The 17304-nt window shown below is 64.8% G+C and carries 16 protein-coding genes; 9 read left to right on the top strand and 7 right to left on the bottom strand.

The features are described from left to right. Positions 1 to 231 precede the first annotated feature (231 nt). Positions 232 to 1329: an alkene reductase gene (locus F3J45_RS10265; protein ID WP_167061187.1), complete on the top strand. Its 1098-nt coding sequence runs from the start codon at positions 232 to 234 to the stop codon at positions 1327 to 1329. A 71-nt stretch (positions 1330 to 1400) separates the two neighbouring features. Here F3J45_RS10265 and F3J45_RS10260 read toward each other — a convergent pair whose 3' ends face one another. The 5 genes from F3J45_RS10260 to benA form a co-directional block, all read right to left on the bottom strand. Continuing rightward, positions 1401 to 2312, bottom strand: coding sequence for a LysR family transcriptional regulator (locus F3J45_RS10260; RefSeq protein ID WP_167061184.1), 912 nt, complete (start codon positions 2310 to 2312; stop codon positions 1401 to 1403). Positions 2313 to 2403: 91 nt separating this feature from the next. Beyond that, positions 2404 to 3162 carry a 1,6-dihydroxycyclohexa-2,4-diene-1-carboxylate dehydrogenase gene (locus F3J45_RS10255; RefSeq protein ID WP_205300219.1) on the bottom strand — a complete coding sequence of 253 codons (759 nt, stop codon included), beginning with the start codon at positions 3160 to 3162 and terminating at the stop codon, positions 2404 to 2406. Positions 3163 to 3212: 50 nt separating this feature from the next. Then, entirely contained in the window at positions 3213 to 4226 is a 1014-nt protein-coding gene (gene benC / locus F3J45_RS10250; RefSeq protein ID WP_167061178.1) for a benzoate 1,2-dioxygenase electron transfer component BenC, read from the bottom strand. A 73-nt stretch (positions 4227 to 4299) separates the two neighbouring features. Continuing rightward, entirely contained in the window at positions 4300 to 4785 is a 486-nt protein-coding gene (gene benB / locus F3J45_RS10245) for a benzoate 1,2-dioxygenase small subunit (RefSeq protein ID WP_167061175.1), read from the bottom strand. Then, a complete protein-coding gene (gene benA, locus F3J45_RS10240) occupies positions 4782 to 6140 on the bottom strand; it encodes a benzoate 1,2-dioxygenase large subunit (protein WP_167061172.1) in 1359 nt (452 codons plus the stop codon). Before benA ends, benB begins: the two co-directional genes overlap by 4 nt. Before the next feature lie 631 nt (positions 6141 to 6771). Here benA and F3J45_RS10235 point away from each other — a divergent pair. The 8 genes from F3J45_RS10235 to F3J45_RS10200 all read left to right on the top strand — a co-directional run bounded on the left by F3J45_RS10235 (position 6772) and on the right by F3J45_RS10200 (position 15839). Continuing rightward, positions 6772 to 7833 carry a 3-deoxy-7-phosphoheptulonate synthase gene (locus F3J45_RS10235; protein WP_167061169.1) on the top strand — a complete coding sequence of 354 codons (1062 nt, stop codon included), beginning with the start codon at positions 6772 to 6774 and terminating at the stop codon, positions 7831 to 7833. Positions 7834 to 7912: 79 nt separating this feature from the next. Beyond that, positions 7913 to 8194, top strand: a complete 282-nt coding sequence (locus F3J45_RS10230) for a peptidylprolyl isomerase (RefSeq protein WP_054899523.1) — start codon at positions 7913 to 7915, stop codon at positions 8192 to 8194. Positions 8195 to 8225: 31 nt separating this feature from the next. Then, positions 8226 to 10181: an extracellular solute-binding protein gene (locus F3J45_RS10225; protein WP_205300467.1), complete on the top strand. Its 1956-nt coding sequence runs from the start codon at positions 8226 to 8228 to the stop codon at positions 10179 to 10181. Beyond that, positions 10178 to 11236, top strand: coding sequence for a microcin C ABC transporter permease YejB (locus F3J45_RS10220; protein ID WP_167061166.1), 1059 nt, complete (start codon positions 10178 to 10180; stop codon positions 11234 to 11236). Before F3J45_RS10225 ends, F3J45_RS10220 begins: the two co-directional genes overlap by 4 nt. Next, entirely contained in the window at positions 11233 to 12252 is a 1020-nt protein-coding gene (locus F3J45_RS10215; RefSeq protein WP_205300466.1) for an ABC transporter permease, read from the top strand. Before F3J45_RS10220 ends, F3J45_RS10215 begins: the two co-directional genes overlap by 4 nt. Before the next feature lie 11 nt (positions 12253 to 12263). Continuing rightward, positions 12264 to 13034, top strand: coding sequence for a 3-hydroxybutyrate dehydrogenase (gene hbdH / locus F3J45_RS10210; protein WP_167061159.1), 771 nt, complete (start codon positions 12264 to 12266; stop codon positions 13032 to 13034). 80 nt (positions 13035 to 13114) lie between these two features. Next, on the top strand, positions 13115 to 13390 hold the full coding sequence (locus F3J45_RS10205; protein WP_167061156.1) for a peptidylprolyl isomerase: 276 nt from the start codon (positions 13115 to 13117) through the stop codon (positions 13388 to 13390). Between the two features lie 136 nt (positions 13391 to 13526). Then, positions 13527 to 15839 (top strand): autotransporter outer membrane beta-barrel domain-containing protein, encoded by a 2313-nt coding sequence (locus F3J45_RS10200; RefSeq protein WP_167061154.1) that lies wholly within the window; start codon positions 13527 to 13529, stop codon positions 15837 to 15839. On the opposite strand, the gene F3J45_RS10195 is transcribed toward F3J45_RS10200, so the two are convergent. Both F3J45_RS10195 and F3J45_RS10190 read right to left on the bottom strand, forming a co-directional pair. Next, a complete protein-coding gene (locus F3J45_RS10195) occupies positions 15836 to 16459 on the bottom strand; it encodes a LysE family translocator (RefSeq protein ID WP_167061151.1) in 624 nt (207 codons plus the stop codon). The genes F3J45_RS10200 and F3J45_RS10195 overlap by 4 nt on opposite strands. 106 nt (positions 16460 to 16565) lie before the next feature. Next, positions 16566 to 17276 (bottom strand): metallophosphoesterase, encoded by a 711-nt coding sequence (locus F3J45_RS10190; protein WP_167061148.1) that lies wholly within the window; start codon positions 17274 to 17276, stop codon positions 16566 to 16568. Positions 17277 to 17304: the final 28 nt, after the last annotated feature.

Raw genomic sequence — 17304 nt, 5'->3', positions numbered from 1 at the left:
GAAAGCGAGAATGGCTGCGGGGTGCCGGGGCTGGTGCAGCGATGGCACAGCTGGCGCAGGGGTGACACAGGTGTGTCAGCCATTGCGGCGCTGGAGGTTCTCCTGTGCCCCGCGAACAGGCCGGTACATGCAAGCGCCATTGGGGAGCTCTACGCCGGGGTCCCGGTCCCCCCTTTCCCCAATCTTCCGCGTATCGTGCGCCCCATTGGTTTTCCCACCTTCGGAGCAGCAATGAAACTCTTGCAACCCCTGCAGATCGGCCCCCTGACCTTGCCCAACCGTGTGTTCATGGCACCCCTCACCCGCCTGCGCAGCCTGGAGCCGGGCGACGTGCCAACGCCGATGATGGCCGAGTACTACCGCCAGCGCGCAAGCGCCGGCCTGATCATCACCGAGGCCACGCAGATTTCCTTCCAGGCCAAGGGCTACTCCGGTTCGCCGGGCATCCACAGCGCCGAACAGATCGCTGCCTGGAAAGTGATCAACGAAGGCATCCACGCCGACGGCGGCCACAGTGCGGTGCAGGTGTGGCACACCGGCCGGGTGTCGCACACCTCGCTGCAACCGGGTGGTGAAGCGCCGGTGGCGCCGTCTGCCCTGCCCGCCAACGCCCGCACGACCCTGCGTGACGAGCAAGGCAACCTGGTACGGGTGGAAACCTCCACGCCACGGGCCCTGAGCGAGGAAGAGATCGCCGGTATCGTGGCCGACTTCGGCCAGGCGGCGGTCAATGCCCGCGAAGCCGGGTTCGACTTCATCGAACTGCACGCCGCCCATGGCTACCTGCTGCACCAGTTCCTCACCCCGAGTTCGAACCAGCGCGAAGACCGCTACGGCGGCAGCGTGGAGAACCGCGCGCGCATCGTGCTTGAAGCGGTGGACGCAGCCGTTGCCCAGTGGAGCGCCGAGCGCGTGGGTATTCGGGTGTTCCCGCTGGGTGGGTTCAATGGCGTGGACAACGGCGAAGACCAGGAGGCCGCCGGGCTGTACCTGATCCGTGAGCTGGCCAAGCGCAACCTCGCCTACCTGCACCTGTCCGAGCCGGACTGGGCGGGTGGCAAGCCGCTGCGTGAGGCGTTCCGTGAGCAGATTCGTGAGGCCTATCCGGGCGTGATCATCGCAGCGGGTGCCTACACCGCAGAGAAAGGCGAAGACTTGATCGCCCGTGGCCTGATCGATGCCGTGGCGTTCGGGCGCAGCTACATTGCCAACCCTGACCTGGTGGAGCGGCTGCGGTTGCAGGCGCCGCTGAACGAACACCGGGCGCAGTTCGACTATGCCAACGGGCCTGAGGGGTACACGGATTACCCGTTCCTCAAGCGCGCCTGACCTGCGCGACCGCATCGCGAGCTACGCTCGCTCCTACGGGATTGTGCGAGCGGCGCTCGGCCGCAGGTCTATCAATCTTCCCAAGGCACCCGCTGTTCCCAACTCGCCACCAGCAGGTCGATAAACCCCCGAACCCGTGGCGACAAGTGCCGCTTGCTCGGGTAAACCACGCGAATTGGGTCTGCCGGGGGCCGGTACTCCTGCAGCACCTCCACCAACGTACCTGCGCGCAGGTCGTCGCCGGTGATATAGGTAGGCAGGTGAATCAGCCCGAAACCTGCCCGCGCGCCGTCCAACATCGCTTCGGAACTGTCTATGTTGAGCCGCCCCGGCTCCTCGCACAGGTGCAGCCCTTCAGCGGTGTGAAAACGCCAGGGCATCGACTTCTCGCCGGCCAGGAAAGCAATCTTGTCGTGCCCGTAGAGGTCGGCGGGCACCGTTGGCGTGCCGTGCTGGCGCAGGTAATCGGGTGAGGCGCAGGTCACGAACTGCTGCCAGCCCACGGTGCGGGTGAGCAGCTGAGAGTCTTCCTTTGGCGCGCCGATGCGCACGGCAACGTCCACGCCCTCCTCCACCAAATCGACGAAACGGTCGGTAAAACGGATATCGGCGCGCAGTTCCGGCCACTGCTTGAGGTAGGTATCCAGGATCGGCCGCACATGACGCTGCCCCAGCGACAGCGGCGCAGTCAGGCGCAACGTGCCCGTGGGCTTGCCACGGCGCAGGGCCATGGTGCTTTCCACCTCGTCCAGGTCATCGAGAATCTGCCGCCAGCGCTCATACGCCACCAGGCCCTCGTCGGTCAGGCTCAACTTGCGTGTGGTGCGGTTGAGCAGGCGCACGGCCATGCGCGCCTCCAGGCGGGCGATGCTCTTGCCCACCGCTGAACGGGTCAGGCCCAGGCTGGCTGCGGCAGCGGTGAAGCTGCCAGCCTTCACGGCACTGACGAAGGCGGCGATGTCACCGAAGCGGTTGGGTTCCATGGCAAGGTCCTGGGCTGACGGAAGACCCGCTTAGATGGGTGCGAATTTGCATATTGCAAGCGCCGCCCGATCAACGCCGAGATCGGTGCCCTTAGCCGAGGTCGCCACCGCCCACGGGCAGGGTTACCCCGGTGATGTAGGAAGCCTCGTCAGAGGCCAGGAACAGGATGGCGCCCACTTGCTCGTCAATGCTGCCGTAGCGGTGCATCAGGCTGCTGTCGAGGGTCTGCTCGACGATCTGCTGGTACCAGCGCTTGTCCTGCTCGCTTTGTGCATCGGTATTGCGCGGCACCCGCCGGGGCGGCGCCTCGGTGCCGCCCGGTGCGGTGGCGTTGACGCGAATGCCGCGGCCTGCCGTTTCGAAGGCCAGGCAGGCCGTCAGTGCGTTCACACCGCCTTTGGCGGCGCCGTAGGGCACGCGGTTGACGCCACGGGTGGCCACCGACGAGACATTGACGATGGCGCCCTGGCCGCGTTCGAGCATGTAAGGCAGCGCCGCGTGGCAGCACCACAAGGTGGGAAACAGCGACCGGCGCACTTCGGCCTCGATCTGGGCCACGTCGTAATGCTCGAACGGCTTGGCCCAGATCGTGCCACCAACGTTGTTGACGAGGATATCGAGGCCGCCGAAGGTTTCGACTGCCGTGGCCATCACCTGCGCACATTCATCGTGGCGTTCAAGGTCGGCGGTTAGGGTCAGCATGCCTTCCCCGGCCAATTCGTGAACCAGCTCGGAACGGTCCACCGCCACCACCCGTGCACCTTCGGCCTTGAGCCGCCAGCACACACCACGGCCAATGCCCTGGGCAGCGCCGGTGACCAGGGCAACCTTGTTGTGGAATCTTGCCATCATGGTTGTTTCTCCATAATTCAACAGGCCTCTGCAGGCGCTGGACGCGCTCAGGCCGCTGCCGCCGCGAACTTCTCGAAGTAGAAATTCGCTGGGGTGATGCCCTGCTCGCGCAGGTACTGGCTGACCGCCTCGACCATCGGCGGTGGCCCGCACAGGTAGACATCGACATCCCCCTCGTTGAGGTGGCGCGGCTCGATGTGCTGGGTCACGTAGCCCTTCTGCGGGTACTGGCTGTCGGGGCTGGCCACGCAGGCACTGAAGGTGAAGTTGGGAATCCGCGCGGCCAGGGCCTGCAGGCGGTCGAGCTCGACCAGGTCGAAGTCGTGGGTGACGCCGTAGATCAGGTGCAGCGGGTGTGTGCTGCCCTGCTCGGCAATCTTCTCCAGCATCGCCGTGAACGGTGCCAGGCCCGTACCGCCAGCCAGCAGCAACAGCGGGCGCTGGATGGGGCGCAGGTAGAAACTACCCAGCGGGCCGGCCAGGCTCAGGCTGTCGCCCGCCTTGGCCAGGCTGGTCAGGAAGTGGCTCATCAACCCACCCGGTACATTGCGGATCAGGAAGCGCACCTCACCGCCCTTTTGCAGCGAGCTGAAGGAATAGGCGCGGCTCTGGTCGCTGCCCGGCACCTTGAGGTTGACGTACTGCCCCGGCAGAAAGGCCAGGCGCGCCAACCCCTCGCCCTTGAGCGACAAGGCAATGGTACTGGCGGACAGTTGCCGCACTTCGCTGATGGCGGCCTCGAAATTGGCCTGCTCGGTCTTGCACAGTTGCGAGGAGGCCGGAATACGCACCACGCAATCGCTCATCGCGCGCATTTGGCAGGTGAGCACATAGCCTTCGGCCATTTCCTCGTCATTCAGGGCGTCTTCAATGAAGTTGTCGCCCAGGTCGTAGTGCCCGGATTCCGCCTTGCACTTGCAGGTGCCGCAGGCACCATCGCGGCAGTCCAGGGGAATGTTGATGCCCTGGCGGTAGGCAGCGTCGGCCACGGTTTCATGGCCGCTGGCCTCGATGAAGCGGGTTACCCCGTCTTCGAAATTAAGCGCAATTTGAAAGCTCATGGTGCACCTCGCAGGCGAGCCTGGCCGCAGTGGGCCTTTCATGGCGCACTGGGGCGGCTTGCGTGACTTCGGATCAGATGTGGTAGATGTCGATGACCTGACGCACGTAATCGTTTTTCAGCACCACCTTCTTGGCCTTGATCAGCGGCTGTTCGCCGCGCAGGTCGAGCGTGTAGAAGCTGCTGCCGAAATAGCTGTCGGTGGTCTTGTAGCGAAAGCTCAAGGTGTGCCAGTTGAAGCGCACCTGGCAGCTGCCCTCGCCGTGCTCGACAACCTCGATGTTGCTGATGTTGTGCGAGGTGCGGGTGTCGGGCACGGTCGCACTGGAGCGTTCGGTCTTGATACGGAACACCCGGTCCTCCAGGCCGCCACGGTTGCCGTACCAGATCAGTGATACCTCGCTTTGCGGATCCTGGGTGAGGGTGTCGTCGTCGTCCCAGGACGGCATCCAGAACGTGGCATCGCTGGCGTACAGTTCCAGCCACTGGTCCCACTGGCCATCGTCCAGGTAGCGCGCTTCGCGGTAGAGGAAATCGCGCACGGTGTCATGCAGGCTCATTGCACGGCCTCCACGGGAATGCGCTGCGCGTCCTGTTCGAGGGCCTTGAGCATCATGCTTTGCCAATATTTGTGCTGCAGCACGAACAGGCCTTCATCCTCGGTACGCACGCCCGACAACAACGGCTTGAGTTCGATTTCCCGCGCGGCCTCATCGGCCCCCTCTACCCAGTGCGCCGCACCACGGCACATGTCGTTCCAGCCAGTACCGCCGCCATAACCCGTCTGGCAGGAGCGGAATTCTTCGAGGTCGTCCGGGGTGGCCATGCCGCTGACGTTGAAGAAATCTTCGTACTGGCGAATACGCTTGGCCCGTGCCTCGGCGCTCTCACCCTTGGGCGCGATGCAGTAGATGGTGATTTCGGTCTTGTTCACGGAAATCGGCCGGGCGATGCGAATTTGCGAGCTGAACTGGTCCATCAGGTACACGTTCGGGTACAGGCACAGGTTGCGCGAATTTTCGATCATCCAGTTGGCGCGGGCCTGGCCGAACTCGGCGGCCAACTGGTCGCGGCGTTCGAACGCCGGGCGGTCCTCGGGGTTGGCCCAGCGGGTCCACAGCAGCAGGTGGCCATGGTCGAAGGAATAGAAGCCGCCGCCCTGCTTGGCCCAGGCGCCTGCGCTCATGGTCTTGATCGCATCCCCCGCCTCGCGCTGGTTACGCTGGTTCTGGGTGGCGGCGTAGTTCCAGTGCACGGAACTGACGTGATAGCCATCGGCGCCGTTTTCGGCGGTGAGTTTCCAATTGCCTTCGTAGATGTAGGAACTGGACCCACGCAATACTTCCAGGCCTTCCGGGGACTGGTCGACGATCATGTCGATGACTTTCGCCGACTCGCCCAGGTGCTCGCGCAGTGGCTTGACCTCGGCATTGAGGCTGCCGAACAAAAAGCCCCGGTACGATTCGAAGCGTGCAACCTTGGTCAGGTCGTGGGAGCCGTCGCAGTTGAAACTGGCCGGGTAGCCGGCATTGCCTGGGTCCTTGACCTTGAGCAACTTGCCGCTGTTGTTGAAGGTCCAGCCGTGGAACGGGCAGGTGTAGCTGGCGCGGTTGCCGCGCTTGTGCCGGCAGAGCATCGCGCCGCGATGGCTGCAGGCGTTGAGGAAGGCGTTGAGTGCCCCGTCCTTGTTGCGCGCAATGAATATCGGCTGGCGCCCCATGGTCAAGGTCAGGAAGTCGTTGTTCTCGGGAATCTGGCTTTCATGGGCCAGGTAGATCCAGTTGCCTTCGAAGATGTGTTTCATCTCCAGGTCGAACAGGCGCGGGTCGGTGAACATTTCGCGCTTGCAGCGATACACGCCGGTTTCGCGATCGTCCTCTAGCATGGCATTGAGGTAGTCGAATCCCAGGGACATGGCCAGGGTCTCCAATTGTTATTGTTCAGGCCCGGTCAAGTTAGGGTGTGCCCAAGCGTGGCACTATCCAATGGCTGCACAGCGCTATCCGTTTTCTGCAATTATCGCGGCAATAGCATTTATCCATTGAACAGCGAGCATCGCCTGAAGTAAGCTCGGGCTCATTCACTGGAGAGCAACATGCCTAACCGTCCCCGCAACCTCGCCAACCACACCGGTCGCACCCTGCGCCCTGTGCTGGCCGTTGCCGGCTGCCAGGCTGCCGCCAGCTTTTATTTTGGGTATTGGTTTAGCCACTAGGCGCCGAATACCCACACGGCGCCCACCTTCGAGGGGCCGCCGAACATGAGAATACTCAAACCCCCGGTCGGCTCCCCGACCGGGGGTTTTGCTTTTCAGGCCATTGCACTTTTACCGATTCATACCGAGGACAGATTCATGAACTACGCCACTTATTACTACGCAAGCACCTATGCCTGGCGATTTAGCCAATCCCGTTCGGGCCAGCCTGCCGCCTCCGTTCGGTCCATCACTGGTGGCAATGCTGCGAATCAATCAACGAATAGTCGAACACCTCGATAGGGCCGACCGCGCGGGCCAGAACCCGCCGTCCGCCCAGGGAAATTACGCCATGCAAGCCTCGAACCTCGCCCTGCCCCTGACCCAGCCGCACGCTGCCAACACCACCGTCAGCAAGCGCCTGCCCAGCCCGCACCTGCTCAAGCAGCAAATGCCGCTGTCTGCCGAACTCGCCCAGCAAGTCCACCAGCACCGCCAGGCCATCCGCGCCATCCTCGAAGGCCGCGACCCGCGCCTGCTGGTAATCGTTGGCCCGTGCTCGATCCACGACCCGCGCTCGGCCCTTGAATACGCCGACCGCCTGGCCGCCCTGAGCCGCGACGTCGATGACAAGCTGCTGCTGGTGATGCGCGCCTACGTGGAAAAACCCCGCACCACGGTGGGCTGGAAGGGCCTGGCCTACGACCCGCACCTCGACGGCAGCGACGACATGCACTCGGGTATCGCCCTTTCCCGTGGCCTGATGCTGAGCATGCTCGAACGCGGCCTGCCGATTGCCACCGAACTGCTGCAACCCATGGCCGCCGGTTACTTCGACGACCTACTGGGCTGGGCTGCCATTGGTGCGCGTACCACCGAGTCGCAGGTCCACCGGGAAATGGTCAGCGGCCTGGAGCTGCCGGTCGGCTTCAAGAATGGCACCGACGGCGGCGTGGGTATCGCCTGCGACGCCATGCGCAGCGCCGCAGCCCCGCACCGCCACTTCGGCATGGATGCCCAAGGCTACCCGGCGGTCATCGAAACCCTGGGCAACCCGGACACCCACCTGGTGCTGCGCGGCGGCCACAAGGGCCCGAACTTCGATGCCACCAGCGTCGCCCAGGCCCGCCAGGGGCTGGCCAAGGCCGGGTTGCAGGCGCGGATCATGGTCGACTGCAGCCATGCCAACAGCGGCAAGGACCCGGCGCGCCAGCCGGCGGTGTTCGAGGACGTGCTGGCCCAGCGCCTGGCCGGCGACCGCTCGCTGGTAGGGGTAATGCTCGAAGGGCACCTGTTCGATGGCTGCCAGGCACTGGGCAAGGGGGCGCTGAAATACGGGGTGTCGATCACCGATGGCTGCCTGGGCTGGGACTCGACCGAAGCCTTGCTGCGCGAGGCTGCCGCCCGCCTTTGATGGGCCGTGGCAAGCCTGGCGAGACATGACCCGACCAAGTGCGCTAGGCTTGCGCTTTTCACCCTAAGGAGTAGTACCCATGGCACGCGCCACTGCCCGCCACATCCTCGTCAACAGCGAAGAGAAGTGCAACGAACTCAAGGCCCAGATCGAAGCCGGCGCCGACTTCGCCGAAATCGCCAAGGCCAACTCCACCTGCCCATCCAGCCGCCAAGGCGGTGACCTGGGTTCGTTCGGCCCGGGCCAGATGGTCAAGGAATTCGACACCGTGGTATTCAGCGCCCCGGTGAACACCGTGCAAGGCCCAGTCAAGACCCAGTTCGGCTACCACCTGCTGGAAGTGACCAGCCGCCAGGACTGATCAGCAGATCATGCCCCTTGTAGGAGCGGGCTTGACCCGCGAAGCCAGCACCGCGGTGCATGGCACCGGCTACGCCGGTGTTCGCGGGGCAAGTCCGCTCCTACAGGTAATTGCGGCGCGCTTGCGAGCAATGGTCCCTAGCCCGCAAGGGCTGGGTGATCTCCTACAGGGGCTGATGCTGTTGTGCATGGCCGGTATCGCCCAGGCAGCCCCCACCCACGCACTCACCGTTTATGGTGAAGCGCCGCGTTACCCCGACACCTTCCAGCACTTCGACTACGCCAACCCCGACGCGCCCAAGGGCGGCCTGCTGCGCCGTTCGGCCATCGAGATCGGCCAGTTCGACCATATCCTGCCCTATATCGACAAAGGCACCGGCGTCAGTGAAGTTGACGGCTGGCTGTATGCGCCATTGGCCCAGCGCTCGTTCGACGAGCCTTTTACTGTTTACGGCCTGATCGCCCGGCGCATGGAGCGCGGCCCAGACGATGCCTGGCTGCGCTTTGAAATCGACCCACGCGCCACCTTTGCCGATGGCCAGCCTGTGCGCGCCGAAGATGTGCGCTTCAGCTTCGACACGCTCATGGCCCGAGGCAGCCTGAAGTACCGCACCCAGTTCGCCGACGTGGCCAATGTCACGGTGGAAGGGCCGCGCCAGGTGCGTTTCGACTTCAAGCAGCCCCACGGCCGCACCCTGGCACTGGACGTGGCCAGCCTGCCGGTGTTGCCCGAACACGACTGGGCCACACGCGATTTTGCCAACGGCGCCGGTTTCGACAAGCCGGTTGGCAGCGGCCCCTACCGCATCGGCCCCCTCGACAATGGCCGCAGCATCACCTTCGAGCGCGACCCGGACTGGTGGGCCAAAGACCTGCCCGTCAACCGTGGCCGCTACAACTTCGCACGCATCCGCATCGAATACTTCGGTGACACCGAGGTTGCCCGCCAGGTGCTCAAGGGCGGCGGCTACGACTACAACCGCGAGTTCTCGGCCACCGCCTACACCCTCGGCTACAACGGCGCGCAACTGGACGACGGGCGCCTGCAACGCGCCCACCTGGGCCCGGCGAAGCCGCAAGCCGCCCAGGGCTTCGTGTTCAACCTGGACAAACCACCGTTCAAGGACCGCCGCGTGCGCCAGGCGCTGGCGTTGTTGTGGGACTTCGAGTGGAGCAACCGGCAGATGATGCGTTCCATGTACATCCGCCAGCAGAGCCTGTTCTCCAATACCCCACTGGCCGCCCGCGACCTGCCGGATGCCGCCGAGTTGAAGCTGCTTGAACCGCTGCGTGGGCAGGTGCCGGACGAAGTGTTCAACCAGGTGTTCAAGGCGCCGGTCACCGATGGTTCAGGCATCGTTCGCCCGCAGCAGTTGCAAGCCCTGGCCCTGCTGCAACAAGCCGGTTGGCGGCCTGAAGGCGATCGTCTGGTCGATGCCCAGGGCGAGCCGCTGCAGTTCACCTTCCTCAACGGCCAGTCCGGCATGGAACGGCTGCTGCTGCCGTGGAAGCGCAACCTGGCCCAGATCGGCGTCACCCTGAACATCCGCAACGTCGATGCGGCGCAGTACGTGAACCGCGTGATGGCCCGCGACTACGACATGATCGTCACCGGCTACCCCGTCACCCTGTCGCCGGGTACGGAGCTGTACAGCTACTTCGGCTCGGCAGCCGCCCACGACCCCGGTTCGAACAACCTGATGGTGCTCAAGGACCCCGCCGTGGACCGCCTGATCGACGGCCTGGTGCGCGCCGACTCCCAGGCCGACATGCTGCGCCACGCCCATGCCCTGGACCGGGTGCTGCAATGGAACTACTACTGGATTCCCAACTACTACCCGCCAGGCAGCTCGACGGTGTGGTGGAACCGCTTCGGCTTGCCGCACACCCAGCCCGCCTATGACGAAGGCCTGGACAGCTGGTGGGAAATCAGCCCCCAGGCGCTGACCAACTCGCAGATGGCCGAACGGCTCAAGGGCACGCCATGACCCGCTATATCCTGCGGCGCCTGCTGCTGATCATTCCCACCTTGCTGGCGATCCTGCTGGTCAACTTCGCCATCGTCCAGGCCGCCCCAGGTGGCCCGGTGGAACAGGCGGTGGCGCGCCTGCAGGGCATCGGCGCCGGCGCCCCTGGCGCACGGGCCGAGGTGGTGCACGGTGAATCGCGCGCCACCCGGGGCCTGGACCCCAAGCTGATCGAAGAGATCAAGCGCCAGTACGGCTTCGACAAAACCGCCTCCGAGCGCCTGTGGCTGATGCTCGGCCAATACGCGCGGCTGGACTTCGGCCAGAGCTTTTTCCGTGGCGCCAAGGTCACCGACCTGATTCTCGACAAGCTGCCCGTCACCTTGTCACTGGGCTTCTGGGCGACCTTGATCACCTACCTGGTGTCGATCCCGCTGGGCATTCGCAAGGCCGTGCACCACGGCAGCCGCTTCGATGCCTGGAGCAGCGCGCTGATCGTGGTCGGCTATGCCCTGCCCTCGTTCCTGTTCGCCCTGCTACTGATCGTGCTGTTCGCCGGCGGCACCTCGCTGAACTGGTTTCCGGTGCGCGGCCTGGTGTCGGAAGATTTCGCCCAGTTGAGCCTCTTGGGCAAGCTTGCCGACTACTTCTGGCACCTGGTACTGCCGGTGGGTGCGCTGGTGATTGGCGGCTTCGCCACCCTCACCCTGCTGACCAAGAACGCCTTCCTCGACGAAATTTCTCGCCAGTACGTGGTGACCGCCCGGGCCAAGGGCCTGAGCCAGCGCCGGGTGCTGTACGGCCATGTGCTGCGCAACGCCATGCTGCTGGTGCTGGCCGGCCTGCCCCAGGCGTTGATTACGGTGTTTTTCGCAGGCTCGCTGCTGATCGAGGTGATCTTTTCCCTCGATGGCCTGGGGCGCATGAGCTACGAGGCCGCGGTGTCGCGCGACTACCCGGTGGTGTTCGGCACCCTGTTCATTTTCACCCTCGCCGGCCTGCTGTTTCGTCTGATCGGTGATTTGGCCTTCACCGTGCTCGACCCGCGCATCGACTTCGACACGAGGGCGCATTGATGCTGTCGCCGGTTTCCCGTCGTCGCCTGCAACGCTTTCGCCGCAACCGCCTGGGCTGGGTGTCGCTGTGGTTGTTTGCCGGCCTGCTGGTGCTGAGCCTGTGCGCCGAGCTGGTGGCCAATGACAAGCCGCTGCTGCTGGGCTACAAGGGCCAGCTGTACGTGCCGGCACTCAAACGCTACAGCGAGCAGCAATTCGGCGGCCAACTGCCGTTCCAGCCCGATTACCGCAGCGCCTACGTGCGCCAGTTGATCGAGGGCCAGGGCGGCTGGATGTGGTTCGCTCCCATCCCGTTCAGCGCCGACACCCCCAACTACGACCTGCAGGTACCAACCCCTAGCCCGCCGAGCAGCAGCAACTGGCTGGGCACCGATGACCAGGGCCGCGACGTGCTTGCCCGGGTGCTGTATGGCACCCGCACCTCGTTGCTGTTCGCCTTCGCCTTGACCGTGGCCAGCGTACTGATCGGCGTTGCGGCCGGCGCGCTGCAGGGCTACTACGGCGGCTGGGCCGACCTGCTGGGGCAACGCTTGCTGGAGGTGTGGTCCGGGCTGCCCGTGCTCTACCTGCTGATTATCCTCAGTGGCTTCGTCGAGCCGGACTTCTGGTGGCTGCTGGGCATCATGGCGTTGTTTTCCTGGTTGACCCTGGTGGATGTAGTGCGCGCCGAGTTTCTGCGGGGGCGCAACCTGGAATACGTGAAAGCGGCGCGGGCACTGGGCTTGCCGGATACACAGGTGCTCTTGCGCCATGTTCTGCCCAATGCGATGAATGCGACGCTAACCTATGTACCGTTCATGCTGACCGGGGCAATCACCACGCTGACGGCGCTGGACTTCCTCGGTTTTGGCATGCCGGCCGGCAGCGCCTCGCTGGGCGAGCTGGTGACCCAGGGCAAACAGCACCTGGAGGCACCGTGGCTGGGCTTCACCGCCTTCTTCGCGCTGGCGGTCATCCTGTCGCTGCTGGTATTTATCGGCGATGCCTTGCGCGAGGCATTCGACCCTAGACGCTAAGGAGTAACCGCATGACCCTCAAAGGCAAGACCGCACTCGTCACCGGCTCCACCAGCGGCATTGGCCTGGGCATCGCCCAGGTACTGGCCCGCGCTGGCGCGAACATCCTGCTCAACGGCTTCGGCGACCCGGCACCGGCCTTGGCACAAATCGGCGCCCATGGGGTAAAAGCCTTGCACCATCCGGCCGACCTGTCCGACGTGGGGCAGATCGAAGCGCTGTTCGCCCTGGCCGAACAGGCGTTCGGCGGCGTCGACATCCTGGTCAACAATGCCGGCATTCAGCACGTGGCGCCGGTGGAACAGTTCCCGGTGGAAAGCTGGGACAAGATCATCGCCTTGAACCTTTCGGCGGTGTTTCATGGCACCCGCCTGGCCCTGCCCGGCATGCGCGCACGCAATTGGGGGCGGATCATCAATATCGCTTCGGTGCATGGCTTGGTGGGTTCCACGGGCAAGGCCGCATATGTGGCGGCCAAGCATGGAGTCGTTGGCCTGACCAAGGTGGTGGGCCTGGAAACGGCCACCAGCAATGTCACCTGCAATGCCATCTGCCCTGGCTGGGTGCTGACCCCGCTGGTGCAGAAACAGATCGACGACCGCGCCGCCCAGGGCGGCGATGCCGTGCAGGCGCAGCATGACTTGTTGGCCGAGAAACAGCCTTCGCTGGCGTTCGTCACCCCCGAGCACCTGGGGGAATTGGTGCTGTTTCTGTGCAGCGAGGCCGGTAGCCAGGTTCGCGGCGCCGCCTGGAACGTCGATGGCGGCTGGCTGGCCCAGTGACGGCCAAGCCTGAAACCGCACAAACCCCTGCGTTCAGGCATAATACCGGCCTTTTTTTGCCCCCGAAGTACAGGTGCCCCATGAAAGCTCAAGCCCGCCACATTCTGGTCAAAACCGCTGATGAAGCCGAAAAGCTCAAGCAGCGCATCGCCAATGGCGAGGCCTTCGACGTGCTGGCCCGCAAGTTCTCCATCTGCCCTTCGGGCAAGCGCGGCGGCGACCTTGGCGAGATTCGCCCAGGCCAGATGGTCGGCGCAATCGACCAGGTGATCTTCAAGAAGCCGCTGCGGGTCGTGCACGGGCCGATCAAGAGCAAGTTCGGCTATCACCTGGTGCAAACCTTCTACCGCGACTAATGGCAGCGGGCCACCTAGCATTTCTGCTAGTTGCCCGCTCAGCCATATTCCCCTACAAATCAGGCAGGCCTGGGGCTGCATCACACTGCACAGCCCTGGGTTCTGGTCCCTCCTTGCGGACACGGAGACCTGCCTGATGCGCTACCCACGCCTGCACATCCCCGCCGCCTTGCCGCTGTTGACCCTGCCCCTGCTGGTGCATGCCCAGTCCTTGACCGTATCGGCCGGCGACACCCTTGGCGCGGTTTCCCAGACCCCGGCCATCGACGACTTCACCATGACGGGTGGCACCGTGCAGTCGCTCAACCAAGGCGAGGGTTACGACCGTTTCAACATGTCCGGCGGGCGCATCATCGGTGCCTTCGAGGACGGTGATTTCGCTATTTTTTCGGGCGGGCGGATTGGCCGGGTGGACCTGAAACTGGCCGACAACTACTTCGAGATGTCCCAAGACACCGACGTGGAAACCCGCATCGACGGCAACCTGGTCAGCGGTTTCGGCAACGACACGATCATCCTGCGCGGCGGCACCATTGGCGGCAACATCAGCACCAGCGGCGGCGTAGACCAGATCACCATCAGTGGCGGCCAGTTGCTGGGCAACGTGCTGGCCAGCGCTGGCAACGATGTGTTCACTTGGTCGGGCGGGCGTATTGGCGGCAGGGTAGACATGGGCATTGGCGACGACCAGGCCACAATCATCGGCTTGAAGGCCGACACCCTGAACATCACCCTCGACGGTGGCGCCGGCAACGACAGCCTGCTGTTCCGGGGTAGCGAGGTGGCCGGCGGTTCGCTCTACGTCAATTGGGAAAGCATCAGCCTCACCGACAGCAGCCGCCTGGCCCTCGACGACACGCTGACCATGGGCGATGCCACCAGCGGCACCGGCCAGCTGAACCTCGATAACAGCAGCATGCTCATCTCCCGCCAAGGCAGCCTGGTGCCCTTCACCAGCGGCCTTGGCGCCACGCTGGTCAATGCCGGCACCGTCGACCTGGGCAGCGGCAACGACGGCCTCGGCCGGCTGACCGTGGTCGGCAATTACCAGGGCGACAACGGGGTGCTGCGGGTCAATAGCGTGCTGGCCGGCGACGATGCAGCGTCCGACCGGTTGGTGGTGAGCCAGGGCACGATCACCGGCACGACTGAGCTGCTGGTCAACAACCTCGGGGGGACGGGCGCAGCCACCCCCGGCAACGGGATCGAGGTGGTCGAGGCGCGCGACGGCGCGACCAGCAGCAACGGTGCCTTTGTGCAAACCCAGACCCTGTCGGCCGGCGCCTACGATTACCGCCTGTTCAAAGGCGGCGTGACCGCCGGAAGCGAAAACAGCTGGTACTTGCGCTCAACCCTGGTGGCCGCCCCTGCTGCGCCCATCGAGGAGGTACCGGGCGAGCCCCCCGTGGCGCCAGCGTTGACACCCCCGGTGGCGGCCCCTGCCCCCGGCCAGCCTGAACTGCCAGCCCCGGTGGCCGGTGAAAGCCTGCCGCTGTACCGCCCCGAGGTAGCGGTGTATGCCGCCGCGCCCCGGGGTGCGGCGATCATCGCCCGCCAGGCGCTGGGCACCTTCCACCAGCGCCAGGGCGACCAGATGCTGCTGGCCGGCGCAGGCGCCCTGCCGGCAAGCTGGGGCCAGGCCTACGGCAGTGCCCTACGCGAACAATGGAGCGGCACGGTCAGCCCCACCCTGGACGGCAACCTGTATGGTTTCAAGGTCGGCCAGGACCTCTACGCCACACCCATGGACAACGGTTACCGCCAGCACGTGGGCCTGTATGTCGGCCACAGCCGGCTAGACGGCGACGTCAACGGCTTCGCCCTGGCCATGTACAACCGCAGGGTTGGCGACCTCACGCTCGATGGGGACAGCGTGGGCGGCTACTGGACCCTGGTAGGGCCACAAGGCGGGTACCTCGACACCGTGCTGCAATATACCCACCTGGAGGGCCGTGCCCGCTCCGACCGCGGTGGCCAGCTAAACCTCGACGGCCATGCCTGGACTGCCTCGGTGGAGTCCGGCTACCCCATGGCACTTTCCCAACACTGGACGCTGGAGCCGCAAGCGCAGCTGATCGCTCAGAAAGTCTCGCTCGACACGGCCAGCGACGGTATTTCCTCGGTCAGCCACAACGCCCAGGTGGAGCTTACCGGGCGTGTCGGTGTGCGCCTGGAAGGCGCCTTCAGCAGCCGCGGCGGCCACCTGCTGCAGCCCTACGTGCAAGCCAACCTGTGGCACGGCGATGGCGGTCGCGACACGCTGAAATTCGATGGTACAGACCTCATCAAGACCGACTACCGCTTCACCTCGCTACAACTGGAGGGCGGCCTGGTAGCACAGCTGAGCAAGGCACTGAGCCTGCATGGCGGCGTGCAGTACACCAGCAACCTCGACAGCCGCCAGCAGCAAGCCAGCGGCGTCAACCTTGGCGTGCGCTGGCAGTTCTAGCGGCGTGCAGCCAAAAGGCCCAAACCTGCGCAACCCAGCAGCGAAGCACTGATCCGGTTGAACATACGCCGCGGCCCTGGCTGGCTGAACCAGCGTTGCAGGTAGGCGCCAAGGCCCGAATAGATGGCGATCGCCGCCCATTCCAGCAACAGGAACAGCACACCCAGCCAGAGGAACTGCTCGCTGACCGGGGTGGCGCTGCCCACCGAAACGAACTGCGGCAGGAATGCGGTGAAGATCAGGATGGCCTTGGGGTTGCCGGCTGCCACCCAAAACTCCTGGCGAGCCAGGCGCCAGGTGCCACGGGGGTGTTCGCTGGCCAGCACCGCCTCGCCCACCGGCGCACGCCACAACTGCCAGGCGATGTAGAACAGGTACGCCGCACCCACCACCTTGATCGCCATGAACAGGTATTCGCTGGTGTGCAGCACCACTGCCAGGCCCATGGCCGCCAGCGCGATCATGGCGCTGAAGGCGGCAATGCGCCCGCCGCCGGCAACGCAGGCCGTGCGCAAGCCATAACGGCTGGCGTTGTGCAGCGACAGCAGGTTGTTCGGCCCCGGCGCCATGTTCAAGGCAAAGCAGGCGGGGATGAATAGCAGCAGGCTCGACAGGTCCATTGTGTTCTCCAGGCAACCAGCCGCTACTGTCCCCGCCGGCCAGCCGTGGGTCAAGGTACAGCCGCAGGCAAAAACTGTATGGCCGTCGGCGGCGTGTGCGCAGGGTTCAGGCTGATGGCGCTGGCGTTGGCGCTGCCGGGTAGAGCAGTGCCAGGCTGGCCATGTCCATCAGGCTGAAATGGCCGTTGGCCCAACCGCCGGTGTCCAGGTGCCAGACGTTGCCCAGCGCCTTGGCCTGCAGCACCGGCGTGTGCCCCACCAGCACTGCGCGCACACCGGCCACCGGCTGGGTATTGCCCTCTTTCAACCGCGTGCGTGACCACTGGCACACCTCACGCACCTGCGGGTCATCGTCGAACAGCAGGCTATCGCGCAGGGCAGCCCAGTCGTCGAAGGGGCTGTTGGCATGCAGCAGGCCGATCAGGCCGGCTTCGGTCTGCACCTCCATGGCAATCGGCAGTTGCAGGAACTGCTCCACGTAGACGGCCTGCTCGTCGGCCGGCAGGTCAAGGAACCAGCCTCCCCCTGCGGCGCGGTACATCTCAAGGTCCAGTCGGCCGCCGCGCAGGTGGGTGATCGCCAATGACTCATGGTTACCCTGCACGGCATGGAACCAGGGCTGGGCCAGCCATTGCAGGGACTCTTCGCTGTGGGGCCCGCGGTCGACCAGGTCACCGACACTGAACAGGCGATCCACATGGCGGTCGAACCCAACGTCATCCAGGCACGCTTGCAGCCTGTGAAAATGGCCATGGATATCGCCCACCGCCAGGTCGCGCCCCTTGCTGTTGGCGGCTACCCGCCGAAACCGGCTCATTACAATCTTCCTCTGCTGGGTTACCTGC

The sequence above is a fragment of the Pantoea sp. Ap-967 genome (genome assembly GCF_011752565.1).
Lineage (GTDB): Bacteria > Pseudomonadota > Gammaproteobacteria > Pseudomonadales > Pseudomonadaceae > Aquipseudomonas.
This window is presented reverse-complemented; position numbering and strand designations above follow the sequence as displayed.

Excerpts from the sequence above, each read along its gene's own strand:
- F3J45_RS10265 (WP_167061187.1), top strand. The coding sequence starts at position 232 with ATGAAACTCTTGCAACCCCTGCAGATCGGCCCCCTGACCTTGCCCAAC.
- F3J45_RS10260 (WP_167061184.1), bottom strand. The coding sequence starts at position 2,312 with ATGGAACCCAACCGCTTCGGTGACATCGCCGCCTTCGTCAGTGCCGTG.
- F3J45_RS10255 (WP_205300219.1), bottom strand. The coding sequence starts at position 3,162 with ATGGCAAGATTCCACAACAAGGTTGCCCTGGTCACCGGCGCTGCCCAG.
- benC (WP_167061178.1), bottom strand. The coding sequence starts at position 4,226 with ATGAGCTTTCAAATTGCGCTTAATTTCGAAGACGGGGTAACCCGCTTC.
- benB (WP_167061175.1), bottom strand. The coding sequence starts at position 4,785 with ATGAGCCTGCATGACACCGTGCGCGATTTCCTCTACCGCGAAGCGCGC.
- benA (WP_167061172.1), bottom strand. The coding sequence starts at position 6,140 with ATGTCCCTGGGATTCGACTACCTCAATGCCATGCTAGAGGACGATCGC.
- F3J45_RS10235 (WP_167061169.1), top strand. The coding sequence starts at position 6,772 with ATGCAAGCCTCGAACCTCGCCCTGCCCCTGACCCAGCCGCACGCTGCC.
- F3J45_RS10230 (WP_054899523.1), top strand. The coding sequence starts at position 7,913 with ATGGCACGCGCCACTGCCCGCCACATCCTCGTCAACAGCGAAGAGAAG.
- F3J45_RS10220 (WP_167061166.1), top strand. The coding sequence starts at position 10,178 with ATGACCCGCTATATCCTGCGGCGCCTGCTGCTGATCATTCCCACCTTG.
- hbdH (WP_167061159.1), top strand. The coding sequence starts at position 12,264 with ATGACCCTCAAAGGCAAGACCGCACTCGTCACCGGCTCCACCAGCGGC.
- F3J45_RS10205 (WP_167061156.1), top strand. The coding sequence starts at position 13,115 with ATGAAAGCTCAAGCCCGCCACATTCTGGTCAAAACCGCTGATGAAGCC.
- F3J45_RS10200 (WP_167061154.1), top strand. The coding sequence starts at position 13,527 with ATGCGCTACCCACGCCTGCACATCCCCGCCGCCTTGCCGCTGTTGACC.
- F3J45_RS10195 (WP_167061151.1), bottom strand. The coding sequence starts at position 16,459 with ATGGACCTGTCGAGCCTGCTGCTATTCATCCCCGCCTGCTTTGCCTTG.
- F3J45_RS10190 (WP_167061148.1), bottom strand. The coding sequence starts at position 17,276 with ATGAGCCGGTTTCGGCGGGTAGCCGCCAACAGCAAGGGGCGCGACCTG.